The organism is Rhizobium sp. YS-1r (genome assembly GCF_000757525.1).
Taxonomy (GTDB): domain Bacteria; phylum Pseudomonadota; class Alphaproteobacteria; order Rhizobiales; family Rhizobiaceae; genus Neorhizobium; species Neorhizobium petrolearium.
This window is the reverse complement of record NZ_JPYQ01000025.1, coordinates 40,730-57,119: the sequence shown is the minus strand read 5'-3', so window position 1 is coordinate 57,119 and position 16,390 is coordinate 40,730. Positions and strand designations below refer to the sequence as shown.

General features: G+C 60.7%; 16 protein-coding genes. 14 read left to right on the top strand and 2 right to left on the bottom strand.

All coding sequences use genetic code 11. The annotated features are described in order from the left end of the window. Positions 1-56 precede the first annotated feature (56 nt). The 5 genes from JL39_RS18685 (at position 57) to gyrB (ending at position 5,368) form a co-directional block, all read left to right on the top strand. Positions 57-755, top strand: a complete 699-nt coding sequence (locus JL39_RS18685) for a Tim44/TimA family putative adaptor protein (protein WP_037154000.1) — start codon at positions 57-59, stop codon at positions 753-755. Next, positions 752-1,870, top strand: coding sequence for a murein transglycosylase A (locus tag JL39_RS18680; RefSeq protein ID WP_037153997.1), 1,119 nt, complete (start codon positions 752-754; stop codon positions 1,868-1,870). The genes JL39_RS18685 and JL39_RS18680 overlap by 4 nt, the downstream gene beginning before the upstream one ends. Continuing rightward, positions 1,867-2,442 carry a Smr/MutS family protein gene (locus JL39_RS18675; RefSeq protein ID WP_037153994.1) on the top strand — a complete coding sequence of 192 codons (576 nt, stop codon included), beginning with the start codon at positions 1,867-1,869 and terminating at the stop codon, positions 2,440-2,442. Before JL39_RS18680 ends, JL39_RS18675 begins: the two co-directional genes overlap by 4 nt. After that, positions 2,439-2,804: a helix-turn-helix transcriptional regulator gene (locus JL39_RS18670; RefSeq protein ID WP_037153992.1), complete on the top strand. Its 366-nt coding sequence runs from the start codon at positions 2,439-2,441 to the stop codon at positions 2,802-2,804. Before JL39_RS18675 ends, JL39_RS18670 begins: the two co-directional genes overlap by 4 nt. 128 nt (positions 2,805-2,932) lie before the next feature. After that, positions 2,933-5,368: a DNA topoisomerase (ATP-hydrolyzing) subunit B gene (gyrB, locus tag JL39_RS18665; RefSeq protein WP_037153989.1), complete on the top strand. Its 2,436-nt coding sequence runs from the start codon at positions 2,933-2,935 to the stop codon at positions 5,366-5,368. A gap of 152 nt (positions 5,369-5,520) precedes the next feature. On the opposite strand, the gene JL39_RS18660 is transcribed toward gyrB, so the two are convergent. After that, complete coding sequence (locus JL39_RS18660) at positions 5,521-6,120, bottom strand: nitroreductase family protein (RefSeq protein ID WP_037153986.1); 600 nt, start codon at positions 6,118-6,120, stop codon at positions 5,521-5,523. A 155-nt stretch (positions 6,121-6,275) separates the two neighbouring features. Here JL39_RS18660 and JL39_RS18655 point away from each other — a divergent pair, with 155 nt between their 5' ends. The 9 genes from JL39_RS18655 to JL39_RS18615 all read left to right on the top strand — a co-directional run bounded on the left by JL39_RS18655 (position 6,276) and on the right by JL39_RS18615 (position 15,939). After that, entirely contained in the window at positions 6,276-7,118 is an 843-nt protein-coding gene (locus JL39_RS18655) for a fumarylacetoacetate hydrolase family protein (RefSeq protein ID WP_037153984.1), read from the top strand. A gap of 268 nt (positions 7,119-7,386) precedes the next feature. Beyond that, a complete protein-coding gene (locus tag JL39_RS18650) occupies positions 7,387-8,670 on the top strand; it encodes a polyhydroxyalkanoate depolymerase (RefSeq protein WP_037153980.1) in 1,284 nt (427 codons plus the stop codon). Positions 8,671-8,816: 146 nt separating this feature from the next. Next, positions 8,817-9,245 (top strand): DUF2852 domain-containing protein, encoded by a 429-nt coding sequence (locus JL39_RS18645; protein WP_037153976.1) that lies wholly within the window; start codon positions 8,817-8,819, stop codon positions 9,243-9,245. Between the two features lie 146 nt (positions 9,246-9,391). Next, the gene (locus tag JL39_RS18640) at positions 9,392-10,153 is read left to right on the top strand and encodes a M48 family metallopeptidase (protein WP_037153972.1); all 762 of its coding nucleotides are present in this window, start codon (positions 9,392-9,394) and stop codon (positions 10,151-10,153) included. A 724-nt stretch (positions 10,154-10,877) separates the two neighbouring features. After that, positions 10,878-11,543 (top strand): phosphoribosylanthranilate isomerase, encoded by a 666-nt coding sequence (locus JL39_RS18635; RefSeq protein ID WP_037153969.1) that lies wholly within the window; start codon positions 10,878-10,880, stop codon positions 11,541-11,543. 3 nt (positions 11,544-11,546) lie between these two features. Further along, entirely contained in the window at positions 11,547-12,767 is a 1,221-nt protein-coding gene (trpB, locus tag JL39_RS18630; protein WP_037153966.1) for a tryptophan synthase subunit beta, read from the top strand. A gap of 1 nt (position 12,768) precedes the next feature. After that, a complete protein-coding gene (trpA, locus tag JL39_RS18625; protein WP_037153963.1) occupies positions 12,769-13,608 on the top strand; it encodes a tryptophan synthase subunit alpha in 840 nt (279 codons plus the stop codon). A gap of 42 nt (positions 13,609-13,650) precedes the next feature. After that, positions 13,651-14,541, top strand: coding sequence for an acetyl-CoA carboxylase, carboxyltransferase subunit beta (accD, locus tag JL39_RS18620; protein WP_037153960.1), 891 nt, complete (start codon positions 13,651-13,653; stop codon positions 14,539-14,541). A gap of 45 nt (positions 14,542-14,586) precedes the next feature. After that, entirely contained in the window at positions 14,587-15,939 is a 1,353-nt protein-coding gene (locus tag JL39_RS18615; protein ID WP_037153957.1) for a folylpolyglutamate synthase/dihydrofolate synthase family protein, read from the top strand. Positions 15,940-16,017: 78 nt separating this feature from the next. On the opposite strand, the gene trxA is transcribed toward JL39_RS18615, so the two are convergent. Then, positions 16,018-16,338: a thioredoxin gene (trxA, locus tag JL39_RS18610; protein ID WP_037153955.1), complete on the bottom strand. Its 321-nt coding sequence runs from the start codon at positions 16,336-16,338 to the stop codon at positions 16,018-16,020. Between the last annotated feature and the right edge of the window lie 52 nt (positions 16,339-16,390).

The following is a 16,390-nucleotide window of genomic DNA, read 5'->3' as shown; positions in this document are numbered from 1 at the left end:
GATGCGGACTATATGAGAAGGTGCAACAAACATTTAAACGGCAATTGCGGGTTAAGATGGGCTCTAACGACTTTATAACACTCTTTTTCCTTGTCGCCGCTGTTCTGATCTTCCTGCAACTGCGCAGTGTGCTCGGCCGGCGGACAGGAAACGAGAAGCCGCCACTCGATCCCTATAGCTCCCGTGATGCTGCGAAGAATTCGAACGGCGACGACAGCAAGGTCGTGACCTTGCCGGGCCGCAATTCCGAGGTTGATGAGCAGCGTTATGCCGATATCGATGCCGTCGCCAAACCGGATACCCCGCTCAACACTGCGCTCAGGGAACTGCTGAGGGTTGATCCTTCCTTTCGTCCGCGCGACTTCCTGAATGGCGTCCGTATGGCATATGAGATGATTGTCATGGCCTTCGCGGATGGCGATCGGAAGACGTTGAAAGGTCTCCTCTCCAAAGAGGTTTATGATGGCTTCGACACCGCGATCTCTGAACGGGAAGCCAGGGGTGAAGTGGTGAAATCCACTTTTGTCGGAATCGACAAGGCGGATATCACGCATACGGCGGTCAAGGATTCCGAAGCGCAGGTCACGGTCCGTATCGTCAGCCAGTTGATCTCCGCCACCTACGACAAGGCCGGCACGCTGATCGAGGGCGATCAGGAAACGGTCGCCGAGGTCACCGACATCTGGACTTTCGCACGTGATATCCGCTCCCGCGATCCGAACTGGAAGCTGGTTGCCACCGAATCCGAACAATGACAGGCGTTTTTGCGGATTATACGCTCCGGCCGCTATCCTTTTCAGATCTGCCCGGATGGGAAGAGGACGATCCGACCTCGCTCTTTGCCGGCATGCGGGCCTGCCTCGATCATATCCGCAAGGTCAAACCCTATCGCACCGGCGCACTGGGCCTGACAGCCGATGATCTGGCGAGGTTTCTGGAAAAGGCCGGCGAAAGCCCGTCGGATGCCGCCTCCGCACGTGCTTTTTTCGAGACCCATTGCACTCCGTTCCTGATTTCCCGCCTGGATGGCCGGCGAGGATTCGTCACGGCTTTCTACGAGCCGGAAATCGAGGTCTCCGGCACTCGTGATGAAACCTGGGCCTATCCCTTCTATTACCGTCCCAGCGACCTGATCGATCTGGACGGCGCGAACCGCCCGCCGGAATTGGATCCCGGCTATGTATTCGGGCGGCGGACGGCGGACGGCATCGTGCCCTATCCGGATCGCGGCGAGATCGACCGCGGCTTTCTCGAGGGGCGCGGCTTGGAAATCGCTTATGCGAAATCGAAGGTCGACGTCTTCTTCGCTCATGTGCAGGGCGCGGCGCGGTTGAAATATCCGGGCGGAAGGGTCGAACGCATCACTTATGCCGCCAAGGCGGGCCATCCCTTCTCGCCGATCGGCAAGCTGCTGATCGATCGTGGCGAAATCGATCCCGCGGAAATTTCCATGCAGAGCATTCGAGCCTGGCTGGCTCGGAATCCGGCTAAGGTTGACGAGGTTCTCTGGCATAACCGCTCCTACATCTTCTTCCGGAAGGCGGAAGTGTCCGATCCGTCGCTGGGTCCGGTAGCCGCCGCCAAGGTGCCGCTGATCGCGGGACGATCGCTCGCGGTCGACAGGCAGATCCATACCTTCGGCTTTCCCTTCTTCATCCGCTCCGAAACGCTAACGCACATGGACGGCGGAAAGCCGTTCGCGCGGTTGATGTTGGCGCTCGATACCGGCTCGGCAATCGTCGGCCCGGCTCGCGGCGATATCTTCACCGGCTCGGGGTTTGAAGCCGGTGAACTGGCGGGAGCGGTGCGCAATGATGCGGATTTCTATATTCTCGTCCCGAAGGCGGCTTCTGTCAGGTTTGTTGAATGAAGGGCGGTCGGAAACTCGATCCGGAAGAACGGATTCTCTGGGGCAAGGTGGCGAAAACCGCCAACGCGCTGCCCGGCCGGATGAGGGAGATTCTCGAATTCGAAGAGGAGGAAGCGGCAAAGCTCGCCGTGGAGGAGACCGTCAGGCCGAAGCCTACGCCGGTGCCGGAAAACCAGGCTGTTGAGAGCGCCGCCGCGCGATCGAGAAGATCCAACATCCATCATCCTCTCGAAAAGCCGGTGAAGAAGAAGCTTGCCAAGGGCCGCCTGCCGATCGAGGCGCGTCTTGACCTCCACGGTCTTTTTCAGGACGAGGCGCATGACCTGCTGCTCGATTTCCTTCTGCGGGCGCATGAGCGGGGCCTCCGCCACGTCCTCGTCATCACCGGCAAGGGCCGCTCGATGGGAAGCGAAGGGGTACTCCGCCGTGCCGTGCCGCTGTGGTTTTCGAAAGCGGAATTCCGGTTCCTGATTTCGTCCTATGAATGGGCGGCGCGCCATCACGGCGGCGAAGGCGCCATGTATGTCCGGCTCTCGCGGGGCCGGGGGGCCTATGGAGGGGAGCGCGAATGACGCCCTTCGGCCAGGCATTGCGCGAACTGCGCCGGCGCAAGGGTGTCACCCAGCGTGACCTTGCTGAGGCGATCGGCGTGACGCCAGCCTACCTCTCGGCCCTGGAGCACGGTCGGCGCGGCAGACCGACCTTCGAGCTCCTGCAGCGGATTGCCGGCTACTTCAACGTTATCTGGGATGAAGCGGAGGAGCTTTTTTTGCTGGCAGAGGCCTCTCATCCGAAGGTCGTGCTGGATACGTCGGGCCTTCCGGCGCCCTATACGGCCTTTGCGAATCGCCTTGCGCAACAGATTCGCACTTTGCCGCCGGACGTGATAGAGAATATGGACACGCTGCTGAGGAAAACCCCCCGCCCGGATTGACTTCTGGCACGCATCCACGGCTTTCGTCCCTGCCAACCTTTAGAAACCGCCCCGATTTCCCTATATTTCAGGGTGGAAAGGCCGGTGATTCGCTCAACCGGCATCTCAAACGAACTGGAAGATATTTGATGACCGATACACCCGTCAGCGAGAATGGCGCGAGTGCCGAATATGGTGCCGATTCGATCAAGGTTCTCAAAGGCCTCGATGCCGTCCGCAAGCGTCCCGGCATGTATATCGGCGACACCGACGATGGCTCCGGCCTGCATCACATGGTCTATGAGGTCGTCGACAACGCGATCGACGAAGCGCTGGCCGGCCATGCGGATCTGGTGACCGTTACCCTCAATCCGGATGGTTCTGTCAGCGTGACCGACAACGGACGAGGCATCCCCACCGCCATCCATTCGGGGGAGGGCGTTTCCGCGGCCGAGGTCATCATGACCCAGCTCCATGCGGGTGGCAAGTTCGACCAGAATTCCTACAAGGTCTCCGGCGGCCTGCATGGCGTCGGCGTCTCGGTCGTGAACGCGCTTTCCACCTGGCTGAAGCTGCGCATCCGCCGCGACGGCAAGGTCCACGAGATTTCCTTCACCCATGGCGTCGCCGATGCGCCGCTCAAGGTCGTGGGGGAATATGAGGGCCGGCCCGGCACTGAGGTCACCTTCCTGGCAAGCCCCCGGACCTTCACGATGACCGAGTATGATTACAATACGCTCGAACATCGTCTGCGTGAACTGGCCTTCCTGAATTCGGGCGTCCGAATCCGGCTCACGGACAAGCGCAAGCCGGATATCAAGGAAGAGGAGATGATCTATGACGGCGGCCTCGAGGCTTTCGTCCGATATCTCGACCGCGCCAAGAAGCCACTCGTCGACAAACCCGTCGCCATCAAGGGCGAGAAGGACGGCATTACCGTCGAGGTCGCGATGTGGTGGAACGACAGCTACCACGAGAACGTGCTCTGCTTCACCAACAACATCCCGCAGCGGGATGGCGGCACCCATATGGCGGGGTTCCGCGGAGCCTTGACGCGTCAGGTGACGTCCTACGCGGATAGCTCCGGCATCACCAAGAAGGAAAAGGTGACGCTGCAGGGCGAAGATTGCCGCGAGGGCCTGACGGCGGTTCTTTCGGTCAAGGTGCCGGACCCGAAATTCTCGTCGCAGACCAAGGACAAGCTCGTTTCGTCGGAAGTCCGGCCGGTGGTCGAAAGCCTCGTCAACGAGGCACTGAGCACCTGGTTCGAGGAACATCCCACCGAAGCCAAGATCCTCGTCGGCAAGGTGGTCGAGGCGGCCGTCGCCCGCGAGGCGGCCCGCAAGGCGCGCGAACTCACCCGCCGCAAGGGCGTTCTCGACATTGCCTCTCTGCCCGGCAAGCTTGCCGACTGCTCGGAGCGCGATCCGGCCAAGTCCGAGGTTTTTCTCGTCGAGGGCGATTCCGCTGGTGGTTCCGCCAAGCAGGGGCGTTCGCGGGAAAATCAGGCGATCCTGCCGCTGCGCGGCAAGATTCTCAATGTCGAGCGCGCCCGCTTCGACAAGATGCTGTCGAGCCAGGAGATCGGCACGCTGATCACCGCGCTCGGCACCTCGATCGGCAAGGATGAGTTCAACGCCGACAAGCTGCGCTACCACAAGATCATCATCATGACGGACGCGGATGTCGACGGCGCCCATATCCGCACGCTGCTTCTGACCTTTTTCTTCCGCCAGATGCCGGAGTTGATCGAGCGCGGCCATATCTATATCGCCCAGCCGCCGCTCTATAAGGTGACCCGCGGCAAGTCGATCCAGTACCTGAAGGACGAAAAGGCTTTCGAGGAATATCTGATCGGCATGGGCCTGGAGGAAGCGACGCTGAAGCTCGGCTCGGGCGAGGTGCGCGCCGGCCAGGATCTGCGGGAAGTCATCCAGGATGCGCTCAGGCTGCGTTCGCTGACCGACGGCCTGCATTCACGCTACAATCGGTCGATCATCGAACAGGCGGCGATTGCCGGTGCATTGAACCCGGAACTCACCGACAACCGCGAGCGCGCCCGGCAGACTGCCGACGAGGTCGCCCGCAGGCTCGACATGATCGCCGAGGAAACCGAACGCGGCTGGTCCGGCCATGTGACGGATGAGGGCGGCCTGCGCTTCGAGCGCATGGTGCGCGGTGTAAGGGAGATAGCGGTCCTGGACGTGGCCCTGATCGGTTCGGCCGATGCCCGCCATATCGACCAGATGACGACGCGTCTGCAGGACATCTATCGCACGCCGCCGGTTCTCGGCCGCAAGGACGGTGAGCAGGAAATCTCCGGCCCGCGGGCGCTTCTCGACGCAATCTTCGCGGCGGGCCGCAAGGGCCTGTCGATGCAGCGCTACAAGGGGCTGGGCGAAATGAACGCCGAACAGCTCTGGGAAACCACGCTCGATCCGAACGTCCGCTCGCTGCTGCAGGTGAAGGTGAACGATGCGACCGATGCCGATGGCCTCTTCTCGCGCCTGATGGGCGACGAAGTGGAGCCGCGCCGCGAGTTCATCCAGGACAACGCGCTGAACGTCGCCAACCTCGATATCTGACCCATCCGGTGTCGCAATCAAAAAAGCGGCGGCCCCTGCGGTCTGCCGTTTTTTATTGTCCAGCCCGAAAATGTTTCACGTGAATCTTTCCTGTGGATAGGGGATTCACGTGAAACAAGGCGACGCTCTCCCTGGTCGCCGCGTCTCCGCCGTCATGGTTCTCCGGTAAATTTCCCCTCGAAGGCGATTTCGGAAACCGGCTTGCGCTTGCTCGGGAACTCCCGTTCGGCGAGATCGTCGGGCAGGGTGCTTCTGTCTGCCATCCGGCCGATCGCCGCGGCCGCTTCCACGCGGTACCCTTCCGGAATTCCAAGCACCTCGCCCGCCTTCTCTTTGTCGAAACCCTCCATGCCGTGGGCGTGATAGCCGAGCTTCATGGCCTGGCAGATGACCGAGAACCAAGCGGCGCCCGTGTCGTAGGAATGGGTATAGGCGAGCCGCCGCTCCCCATCCTTCGAGATCCGGTAGGTCTTCGAGATCACGATCATCAGCGCTGCGGCATTCTTCGCCCAGCGCTGGTTGCCGGGGCTCAGGATATCGACGAGGACCGGGAAGGAAGGCGTGCCGCGCAGAGCGTAGACGAAACGCCAGGGCTGGTTGTTGCCGGAAGACGGCGCCCAATGTGCAGCATCGAGGATCGTCAGCATCGTTTCCTGTGTGATCGTCTCGTCGGTGAAAGCGCGCGGCGACCAGCGGTCCAAGAAGAAGGCATCGATCGGAAATTCCGATTCGCGGGTATTGCTGCTGGTCATGGTATCCTCTGAATTTTCACAGTTGAGTTTGCGGTAAGGCAGAAAGAATAGGCCGATTGGCCTCGCTGGCAACCAGTTGTCGCGCCGCAAAACAGGGTGACAAGCCGCGCGACTTGATCCATAAAGCGGCTTGTCTGACAACCGGAGGAGATTCCTTGAAACTGATGCGCATTGGCGAGCCGGGCCATGAGAAGCCGGCAATTCTCGACAGCAAGGGCAAAATCCGCGATCTCTCCGGCCATGTTGCCGATATCGCCGGTGCGGCGATTTCCCCGGAAGGGCTGAAGAAAATTGCCGCGCTCGATCCCGAAAGCCTGCCGGAATTGCAGCCGGCCCGCATCGGCCCCTGCGTCGCCGGCACCGGCAAGTTCATCTGCATCGGCCTCAACTATTCCGACCATGCAGCCGAGACCGGCGCCACAGTCCCGCCGGAGCCGATCATCTTCATGAAGGCGACGTCGGCGATCTGCGGACCTAACGACGACGTGATCATCCCGCGTGGTTCGGTAAAGACCGATTGGGAAGTCGAGCTTGGCGTTGTCATCGGCAAGACCGCGAAATATGTCTCCGAGGCAGACGCGCTTGATTACGTAGCCGGCTACTGCCTGACGAACGACGTGTCCGAGCGGGCCTTTCAGGCCGAGCGCGCCGGCCAGTGGACGAAGGGCAAGTCCTGCGACACTTTTGGCCCGATCGGCCCCTGGCTTGTCACGAAGGACGAAGTCGCCGATCCGCAGAAGCTCGGCATGTGGCTGAAGGTCAACGGCGAAACCATGCAGAACGGTTCATCGAGGACGATGGTCTACGGCGTCCGTTATCTCGTCTCCTATCTGAGCCAGTTCATGTCGCTGCATCCCGGCGATATCATCTCCACCGGCACTCCGCCCGGCGTCGGTCTCGGAATGAAGCCGCCGCGTTTCCTCAAGGCCGGCGATGTCGTCGAGCTCGGGATCGATGGCCTCGGCACTCAGCGTCAGACCTTCGTCGCGGACGATTAAGTGATCGACGGACTCGTGTCATGGCGGACATGAGTCCTTTACCTGTCTTGGGAGGCGGAACCTTAAGGCTTACCTGTCATTATAGGTCATCAACGAGCAGTCCGCGGATGATCCGCGGTCCCGCTTTCCAATGGCAAAACCCGCCGGTATCCCTTCTTCATGTTGCACCGCGATAAAAAACCGTTAATTTGTCTCTGCCCTGCTGCTGAACCGATCGGTTCGATGTTTTTGCTGAACGCCGTCGAAAATCACGAGAGGTGGCACATCCATGTTCTATCAGTTTTATGAGATGAACCATGCCGCCATGGTACCGTTCCGCGCCGCGGCGGATGCCATGCGTTTCTTCTATTCCAACCCGCTCAACCCGCTTTCCCAGACGACGGTCGGACGGACGCTTTCCGCCAGCCTCGAAGTCTTCGAACGTGTGACCCGTCGATATGGCAAACCGGCATTCGGGCTTCCGCAAACGGTGGTGGACGGCCGAAAGGTTGCGGTGACCGAGGAGATCGTCTGGGAAAAACCCTTCTGCAATCTCTTGCATTTCCGCCGCGATCTGCCGGCAGATCGGCCGGAGGACCAGAAGATCCTCGTTGTCGCACCCATGTCCGGCCACTATGCGACGCTGTTGCGCGGCACGGTTGAGGCGCTTCTGCCGCATGCGGATATCTATATCACCGACTGGATCGACGCCCGCACGGTGCCGCTCACGGAAGGCCATTTCGATCTGGACGACTATATCGATTATGTCATCGAGATGCTGCATGCCATCGGGCCTGGCGCGCATGTCATCGGCGTCTGCCAGCCCTCGGTCCCGGTCCTGGCCGCCGTCGCAGTGATGGAATCGCAGCGGGATTCGATGCTGCCGGCGTCCATGACCCTGATGGGTGGTCCGATCGACACCCGCATCAACCCGACTGCCGTCAACAAGCTGGCGGAAGAGCACCCGATCGAATGGTTCCGCGACAACGTCATCATGAATGTGCCCTGGCCGCAGTCGGGCTTCATGCGCCGCGTCTACCCCGGCTTCCTGCAATTGTCGGGCTTCATGTCTATGAACCTCGACCGCCACCTGATCGCCCACAAGGAATTTTTCCAGCATCTCGTCAAGAACGACGGCGAATCGGCGGAAAGGCACCGCGATTTCTACGACGAATACCTGGCGGTCATGGATCTGACGGAGGAATTCTATCTCCAGACCGTCGACACCGTCTTCATCAGGCACTCGCTGCCGAAAGGCGAGATGATGCACCGGGTCACTCCGGTCGATACGAAAGCGATCCGTAATGTCGCGTTGCTGACCATCGAGGGCGAGAACGACGACATTTCCGGCCTCGGCCAGACGAAGGCGGCGCATGCGATCTGCCCGAACATTCCCGAAGACATGCGCATGCACTACATGCAGCCGGACGTTGGTCACTACGGCGTCTTCAACGGCTCGCGTTTCCGCCGCGAGATCGCGCCGCGCATCGTGGCTTTCGCGCAGAAACATGCAAGGGCGCCGGGAAAAAGGACGCCGGTAAAGCGGGTCATCCGGGGCGGCAAGGCGGTCTGAATTCGCTCCCTTCCGATTTCCCTCTTATATTTCAGCATCTTCTTGGATTTAATGTTCCGTCTTCTTGAAGGCGGATCATGGGCTCACCAAATCGGATTCAGTCGGGCTGGCATGTGGCCACCCGCTGAAACCATCAGGTGTGACCTATGAACCAGTCAGCATTGATTCGTCCGGATTGGACGCCGGCCACCATCGCTCTCATGGTGCTCGGTTTCGTGGTCTTCTGGCCTCTGGGCCTGGCCATGCTTGCCTACATCCTCTTCGGGGAAAGGCTGCGCGGTTTCAAGCGCGATGCGAATGACCGCGCTGACCGCATGTTCGCCGGCTGCCGTCGGGCGGGCCGTCGCTATAATACGCATTTTACCACCGGCAATGTCGCGTTCGACGACTGGCGCAAGGCCGAGCTTGAGCGGATCGAGGAAGAACGCCGCAAGCTGGACGAGATGCGCGAGGAATTCGACAATTATGTCCGCGAGCTTCGCCGCGCCAAGGACCAGGAGGAATTCGACCGCTTCATGCGCGAACGCAGGAACAATTCTTCCGGCCCCGGCCAGAATCCGGTAGTGGACCTCTGATCGCGCGGTTGGATTCACGTGAAACAGTCCAAGCTGCCACCCAAAAGGGTGCAGCAGTTTGCGGCAACGACATGCGATGAAACCAGGAACAGCCGGCGTCTCGCACGCCGGCTTTTTTATGCAAGGGAATCGGCTAGAACGTAAGAATGTTCGCGCTTCTGAAAAAACCTGTCCGTTTGAAGTCGAGACCGCTCGAAACGGTGAAGCGCACACTGCATGTCGGCGACCGGGCGATGCCGCTGACGATCCGGGAGAACCGGCGCGCCACCCGGATCACGCTCAGGATCGAGCCCGGTGGAAGGGCGCTCAATCTCACCGTGCCGGCCGGTTTGCGCAAGCACGAGATTGATGATTTCCTCGACCGGCATCAGGGCTGGCTGCTCACCAGGCTCGCCAAATTTTCGACCGAGAACCCCGTCCGTCATGGCGGCCGCATTTCCTTCCGCGGCGTTTCCCATCGCATCGAGCATACCGGAACCCTGCGCGGCCTCACTGAAGCCGTGACGGTCGATGGCGAGCCGATACTGAAGGTGAGTGGCCTGGAAGATCACATGGGCCGGCGGCTTTCTGCTTTCTTCAAGAAGGAGGCGCGCAAGGACATGGAAGTTCTGGTCGCCCGCCATGCGGCAGCGATCCGCAAACCGGTCAAATCGGTCAGCATGAAGGATACCCGCAGCCGTTGGGGATCCTGCTCCTGGGATGGAAACCTGAGCTTTTCCTGGCGCATCGTCATGGCGCCGCCGCTGGTCATCGATTACCTCGCAGCCCATGAAGTGGCGCATCTGAAGGAGATGAATCACGGGCCGAAATTCTGGGCGCTGTGCAAGGAGCTCTGCCCGCGCATGGAAGAGGCCCGCAAATGGCTGAAGCAGCACGGCTCGCAGCTCCACGCGATCGATTTCGAGTAGTGAGAAGCGGTCGGGCGTAGCCCGAGCAATCGATCCGGTGAATCGATTGTAGCGCCGAACGCACTGAGCCTTAGCGAAGGGCCGAAGCGGTTGCCTCGCCTTCCGGCCTCATCCAGCGCCTGCCGGGTAGAACGGTTTCTTGTTTGGGGAAGCCGGTGCGCTCCCCCCTTGAGGGGGAGATGCCCGGCAGGGCAGAGGGGGTATGGCGAGGCAAATCAAAACCTTGGCAAAAATCGACAGGAAAAATCACTCCCGTTCATCCCCGCCCTCGCGCCTTGTGCCTACAATCTTCGCGTTCCGTTTCGGCTACACCGGTTCAAGCATCGCCGGCGAGATGGGACCGGTGCCCTTTCGGTCTGCCGTTGATGCAGGCGGGTCGTCAGGGGCTGCGCAGAAAATGGTCCCCCTCTCGCCTCAAGGCGGGGCGTGCGTGTGTCGCACCCAACCCGGTATGGCATCTGCAAGGACGTAAGACCATATCGCCGCAGAGGAACCGGAGTTGCGCAGCACAAGAACACTGAACGGGACACGTCGCGTGTCATTTATAAAAACTCAAATCGAGGCACCCGACGTGTCCCGGCCGAACTTGAAATTCCAACCATCGCCAAGGGGGGAATCCGTCCCTTGTCATTCTTGTACCGGGCTAGACCCGATGAGAGACTCGAGAACCCGAAACGCTCGATTTGGCTCGACTCTTGACGCATTTCGTGTCACTCCGCGCATCATGAAACCTGATATCAAGATTTGCGGTCTGAAGACCCCGGAGGCTGTCGATCGTGCCGTGGCGCGGGGGGCGACCCATATCGGCTTCATCTTCTTTCGCAAGAGCCCGCGCAATATCGAGCCGGACATCGCCGGTGAGCTAGCCGACCGTGTCCGCGGCCGGGTGAAGATCGTCGCGGTTACGGTCGATGCCGATGACGAGGAACTGGACGACATCGTTTCGCTGCTGAGGCCTGATATCCTTCAGTTCCACGGCCATGAAAGCCCCGAACGTATCCTGCATGCGAAGGCCCTCTACGGCCTGCCGGTCATGAAGGTCTTTTCGGTGAGGGAAGCCGCCGATCTCGACAGGGTCGGACCGTTCATCGGCGTTGCCGACCGTTTTCTTTTCGATGCCAAGGCGCCTGCGGGCTCCGAACTGCCGGGCGGCAATGGCGTCTCCTTCGACTGGAGCCTGATGGCTTCCCTTGACGAGAGCGTGGATTACATGCTTTCGGGAGGTTTGAACAAGGATAATGTCGCTCTCGCGCTCGCCTCGACGCGGGCAAGCGGTATCGATGCTTCGTCCGGGGTGGAATGCGCGCCGGGCGTCAAGGATCCTGGAATGATTGATGCGTTTTTCGACGCCGTCGCGGAAGCCCGGCTTCAAAAGGCGCGCAGGGAGTAGAAAGTGAACCAGACGCCATTACCCAATTCGTTCCGATCCGGCCCCGATGAGGATGGCCGTTTCGGCATTTTCGGCGGACGATTCGTTGCCGAAACCCTGATGCCACTGATCCTGGACCTGCAGGGCGAATGGGAAAAGGCGAAGAACGATCCGGCCTTCCAGCAGGAACTGGCCGAACTTGGCGCCCATTATATCGGCCGTCCGAGTCCGCTCTATTTCGCCGAGCGCCTGACCGAGCATCTCGGCGGCGCGAAGATCTATTTCAAGCGCGAGGAGCTGAACCACACCGGTTCGCACAAGATCAACAACTGCATCGGACAGATCCTGCTTGCCAAGCGCATGGGCAAGACGCGCATCATTGCTGAGACTGGCGCCGGCCAGCACGGCGTGGCTTCTGCAACGGTCTGTGCGCGTTTCGGCTTTCCCTGCGTCGTCTATATGGGCGCCACCGACGTCGAACGCCAGGCGCCGAACGTCTTCCGCATGAAGCTTCTCGGCGCCGAGGTGAAGCCGGTGACTGCCGGACACGGCACGCTGAAGGACGCCATGAACGAGGCGCTGCGCGACTGGGTCACCAATGTGGAGGACACCTATTATCTGATCGGTACCGCAGCCGGCCCGCATCCCTATCCGGAAATGGTTCGCGATTTTCAGGCGGTCATCGGCAGGGAAGCCCGGGAGCAGATTCTCGAAGCCGAGGGCAGGCTGCCCGATCTTGTTGTCGCTGCCGTTGGCGGTGGTTCGAATGCGATCGGCATCTTCCATCCGTTCCTGGATGATGAAGGTGTCCAGATCGTCGGTGTGGAAGCCGGTGGCCGAGGTCTTGAAGGCGTCGAACATTGCGCTTCCATCACGGCCGGCAGCCCGGGCGTTCTGCATGGCAACCGGACCTATCTCCTGCAGAATGGCGACGGACAGATTCTCGAGGGTCATTCCATCTCGGCCGGGCTCGACTATCCGGGCATCGGTCCCGAGCATAGCTGGTTGCACGATATCGGCCGCGTCGAATATGTGCCGATCATGGACCAGGAAGCGCTCGATGCCTTCCAGGTGCTGACTCGCCTCGAAGGCATCATCCCGGCACTCGAACCGAGCCATGCGATCGCCGAAGTGATCAAGCGTGCGCCGAAGATGCGCAAGGACCAGATCATCGTCATGAATCTCTCCGGTCGCGGCGACAAGGACATCTTCACCGTCGGCAAGATCCTTGGCATGGAGCTTTGATATGACCGCTCGTATGGACAACCGTTTCGCGGCCCTCAAGGCTGAAGGCCGCCCCGCCCTGATCACCTATTTCATGGGCGGCGACCCGGATTTCGAAACCTCGCTCGCCATTATGAAGGCGCTGCCTGCCGCCGGCGCCGATATCATTGAGCTCGGCATGCCTTTTTCCGACCCGATGGCCGATGGTCCGGCGATCCAGATGGCCGGTCAGCGCGCGCTGAAGGGCGGACAGACGCTTGCCAAGACGCTCGATCTTGCGCGAAAGTTTCGCGAGGCCGATAATGAAACGCCGATCGTCATGATGGGCTATTATAACCCGATCTACGTCTACGGCGTTGACCGGTTCCTCGATGACGCGCTCGCCGCCGGCATCGATGGCCTGATCGTCGTCGATCTGCCGCCGGAGATGGATGATGAACTCTGCATCCCGGCGCTGAAAAAGGGTGTCAATTTCATCCGCCTTGCGACGCCGACCACCGACGACAAGCGTTTGCCGACGGTCCTGAAGAACACGTCCGGTTTCGTCTATTACGTGTCGATGACCGGCATCACGGGCTCGTCCCTGCCGGATCCGTCGCTGATCTCCGGTGCCGTGAACCGCATTAAGGCTCACACGAATCTGCCGGTCTGCGTCGGCTTCGGCGTCAAGACGGCCGATCATGCCAAGGCGATCGGTGCGGCAGCCGATGGCGTTGTCGTGGGTACGGCGATCGTGGCGCAGATCGCCGGTAGCCTTACCAAGGACGGCAAGGCCGGCCCGGATACCGTCGCCTCCGTCGCGACGCTGGTGCGGGGTCTTGCGACCGGCGTACGTGCAGCACGCCTTGTTGCTGCCGAATAATCCGCCCACATTAGGTTCGAATTCCAACAGGAGTACGCCCAAGTGAACTGGCTCACCAATTACGTCCGGCCGCGCATAAACTCCATGCTGGGCCGTCGCGAGGTTCCGGAAAATCTCTGGATCAAGTGCCCGGAAACCGGCGAGATGGTCTTTCACAAGGACCTGGAAGAAAACAAATGGGTTATTCCAGCCTCCGGCTTCCACATGAAGATGCCGGCCAAGGCGCGGCTCGCCGATCTTTTCGACGGCGGCATCTATGAATCGCTGCCGCAGCCGAAGGTTGCCCAGGATCCGCTGAAGTTCCGCGATTCGAAGAAATATGTCGATCGCCTGAAGGACAGCCGTCTGAAGACCGAGCAGGAAGACACGATCCTTGCCGGTGTCGGCCAGGTCCAGGGCCTGAAGCTGGTTGCCGTCGTGCACGAGTTCAATTTCATCGGCGGCTCGCTGGGCATGGCGGCCGGCGAGGCGATCGTCAAGGCCTGCGAGCGGGCTTTGGCGGAAAAGTGCCCGCTGGTCATCTTCCCTGCCTCGGGCGGCGCGCGCATGCAGGAAGGCATCCTGTCGCTGATGCAGCTTCCTCGCACCACGGTTGCCGTCGACATGCTGAAGGAAGCGGGCCTGCCTTATATCGTCGTGCTGACCAACCCGACCACGGGGGGGGTCACCGCCTCCTATGCCATGCTGGGCGATGTCCATATCGCTGAACCTGGCGCAGAGATCGGCTTTGCCGGAAAACGCGTCATCGAGCAGACGCTTCGTGAAAAGCTTCCCGAGGGTTTCCAGACGTCGGAATACCTGCTCGAACACGGCATGGTCGATATGGTGGTGAAACGCCACGATATCCCGGCAACGCTTGCCAAGCTTCTGAAGATGCTGACAAAACAGCCGGTCCAGGATGCGCGTCCGGTGCCCGTTGCGGTCAGCGCCTGATCGCCGGGGAATTGATCGGGACTATCGAAGGGCCGGAGCGGCGGTATGACTATCATGAACGAGGCCGCGGTGAGCGAAGCCGAAAAGGAAATCGAGCACTTGATGACCCTTCATCCGAAGGGTTTCGACATGTCGCTGGACCGGATCACCCGACTCTTGGAGGTTCTCGGTAATCCGCATCTCAAGCTGCCGCCGGTCATCCATATCGCCGGCACGAACGGCAAGGGGTCCGCGACGGCCTTCTGCCGGGCGCTGCTCGAAGCCGGTGGCTATTCGGTGCACGTCGATACGTCGCCGCATCTGGTCAACTGGCACGAGCGTTATCGGATCGGCGTGAAGGGCGGCCGGGGTCAGCTCGTGTCGGATGCTGATCTCGCCGATGCGCTGCGCCGTGTCGGAAAGGCGAATGCCGGCCAGCAGATCACCGTCTTCGAGATTCTGACGGCGGTGAGCTTTCTCCTCTTCTCCGAAAAGCCGGCTGATGCCGTTATCCTCGAAGTCGGCATGGGCGGGCGTTTCGACTCCACCAATGTCGTCCCGAACCCTGCCGTCTCGGTCATCATGCCGATTGCACTCGACCACCAGGCTTATCTTGGGGACAGAGTTGAATTGATCGCGGCGGAAAAGGCCGGCATCATGAAGCGTGGCCGGCCGGTCGTCGTCGGCTACCAGGAATTCGAGGCGGCGCGCGACGTTCTTGTGTCGACCGCTGAACGGCTCGGCTGTCCGGCTTCCGTCTACGGTCAGGATTTTACCGCCCACGAGGAGTTCGGCCGGCTGGTCTATCAGGACGAGTTCGGACTTGCCGACCTGCCTCTCCCGAAACTGCCCGGCCGGCATCAATATGCCAATGCGGCGGCGGCGATCCGTGCGGTCAAGGCGGCGGGCTTCACCGTTACCGATGCAATCATGGAAAAGGCCATGACCACCGTCGAATGGCCGGCTCGTCTGCAGAAGCTGACCGAAGGCGACCTGCTGCGGCATGCGCCTGAAGGATCGGAAATCTGGATCGACGGCGGCCACAATCCCTCTGGCGGCGAGGTGATCGCCGAGGCCATGGTGGCCTTCGAAGAGCGCCAGCCACGGCCGCTCTATATCATCGCCGGCATGATCAACACCAAGGACCCGGTGGGTTACTTCCGCGCCTTTACCGACATCGCCGAACATGTCTTCACGGCACGGATTCGCGGCAGCGATGCGGCTTTGGATCCGGTTGTTCTGGCGCATTCGGCCTATGATGCGGGCCTGGTCGCCGAGCCGGCCGGCTCGATCGTGGAAGCGCTGCAGGAGATCACCCGCCGCCAGGTGCCGGGCAGTCCGCCGCCGCGCATTCTGATCGGAGGTTCGCTTTATTTCGCCGGCAATGCATTGGCTGATAACGGCACGCCGCCGACCTGATCCCTCAGGGATAGGCAATAAAAAAAACCGGCTGCAGGGAGACAGCCGGTTTTTCATGAGGTCACTGCACTTTACAGCTTAAGCGGCGCTGGAAATCCAGGCCGAAAGGGCGGTTTTCGGAGCGGCGCCAACCTTGATGTCGGCGACTTCGCCACCCTTGAACATGGCGAGCGTCGGGATCGACCGCACGCCAAACTGGGCAGCCAGCTCAGGATTTTCATCGATATTCAGCTTGGCAACCTTGACCTTGCCGGCAAGCTCGGTGGCGATTTCCTCAAGGCTCGGGGCGATCATCTTGCACGGACCGCACCATTCGGCCCAGAAATCCACGATGACCGGCTCGGCAGAGTCAAGGACTTCGGCCTGGAAATTGCTGTTATCGACTTTCACGGTAGCCATAGGGCTCTCCTTCACGATTCTCTGTTGAACCAAATGTGAGACGCGCGCTCAA

Bases quoted from the DNA above. Each gene is read 5' to 3' on its own strand.
- JL39_RS18685 (WP_037154000.1), top strand. From the start codon at position 57: ATGGGCTCTAACGACTTTATAACACTCTTTTTCCTTGTCGCCGCTGTT.
- JL39_RS18680 (WP_037153997.1), top strand. From the start codon at position 752: ATGACAGGCGTTTTTGCGGATTATACGCTCCGGCCGCTATCCTTTTCA.
- JL39_RS18675 (WP_037153994.1), top strand. From the start codon at position 1,867: ATGAAGGGCGGTCGGAAACTCGATCCGGAAGAACGGATTCTCTGGGGC.
- JL39_RS18670 (WP_037153992.1), top strand. From the start codon at position 2,439: ATGACGCCCTTCGGCCAGGCATTGCGCGAACTGCGCCGGCGCAAGGGT.
- gyrB (WP_037153989.1), top strand. From the start codon at position 2,933: ATGACCGATACACCCGTCAGCGAGAATGGCGCGAGTGCCGAATATGGT.
- JL39_RS18660 (WP_037153986.1), bottom strand. From the start codon at position 6,120: ATGACCAGCAGCAATACCCGCGAATCGGAATTTCCGATCGATGCCTTC.
- JL39_RS18650 (WP_037153980.1), top strand. From the start codon at position 7,387: ATGTTCTATCAGTTTTATGAGATGAACCATGCCGCCATGGTACCGTTC.
- JL39_RS18645 (WP_037153976.1), top strand. From the start codon at position 8,817: ATGAACCAGTCAGCATTGATTCGTCCGGATTGGACGCCGGCCACCATC.
- JL39_RS18640 (WP_037153972.1), top strand. From the start codon at position 9,392: ATGTTCGCGCTTCTGAAAAAACCTGTCCGTTTGAAGTCGAGACCGCTC.
- JL39_RS18635 (WP_037153969.1), top strand. From the start codon at position 10,878: ATGAAACCTGATATCAAGATTTGCGGTCTGAAGACCCCGGAGGCTGTC.
- trpA (WP_037153963.1), top strand. From the start codon at position 12,769: ATGACCGCTCGTATGGACAACCGTTTCGCGGCCCTCAAGGCTGAAGGC.
- JL39_RS18615 (WP_037153957.1), top strand. From the start codon at position 14,587: ATGACTATCATGAACGAGGCCGCGGTGAGCGAAGCCGAAAAGGAAATC.
- trxA (WP_037153955.1), bottom strand. From the start codon at position 16,338: ATGGCTACCGTGAAAGTCGATAACAGCAATTTCCAGGCCGAAGTCCTT.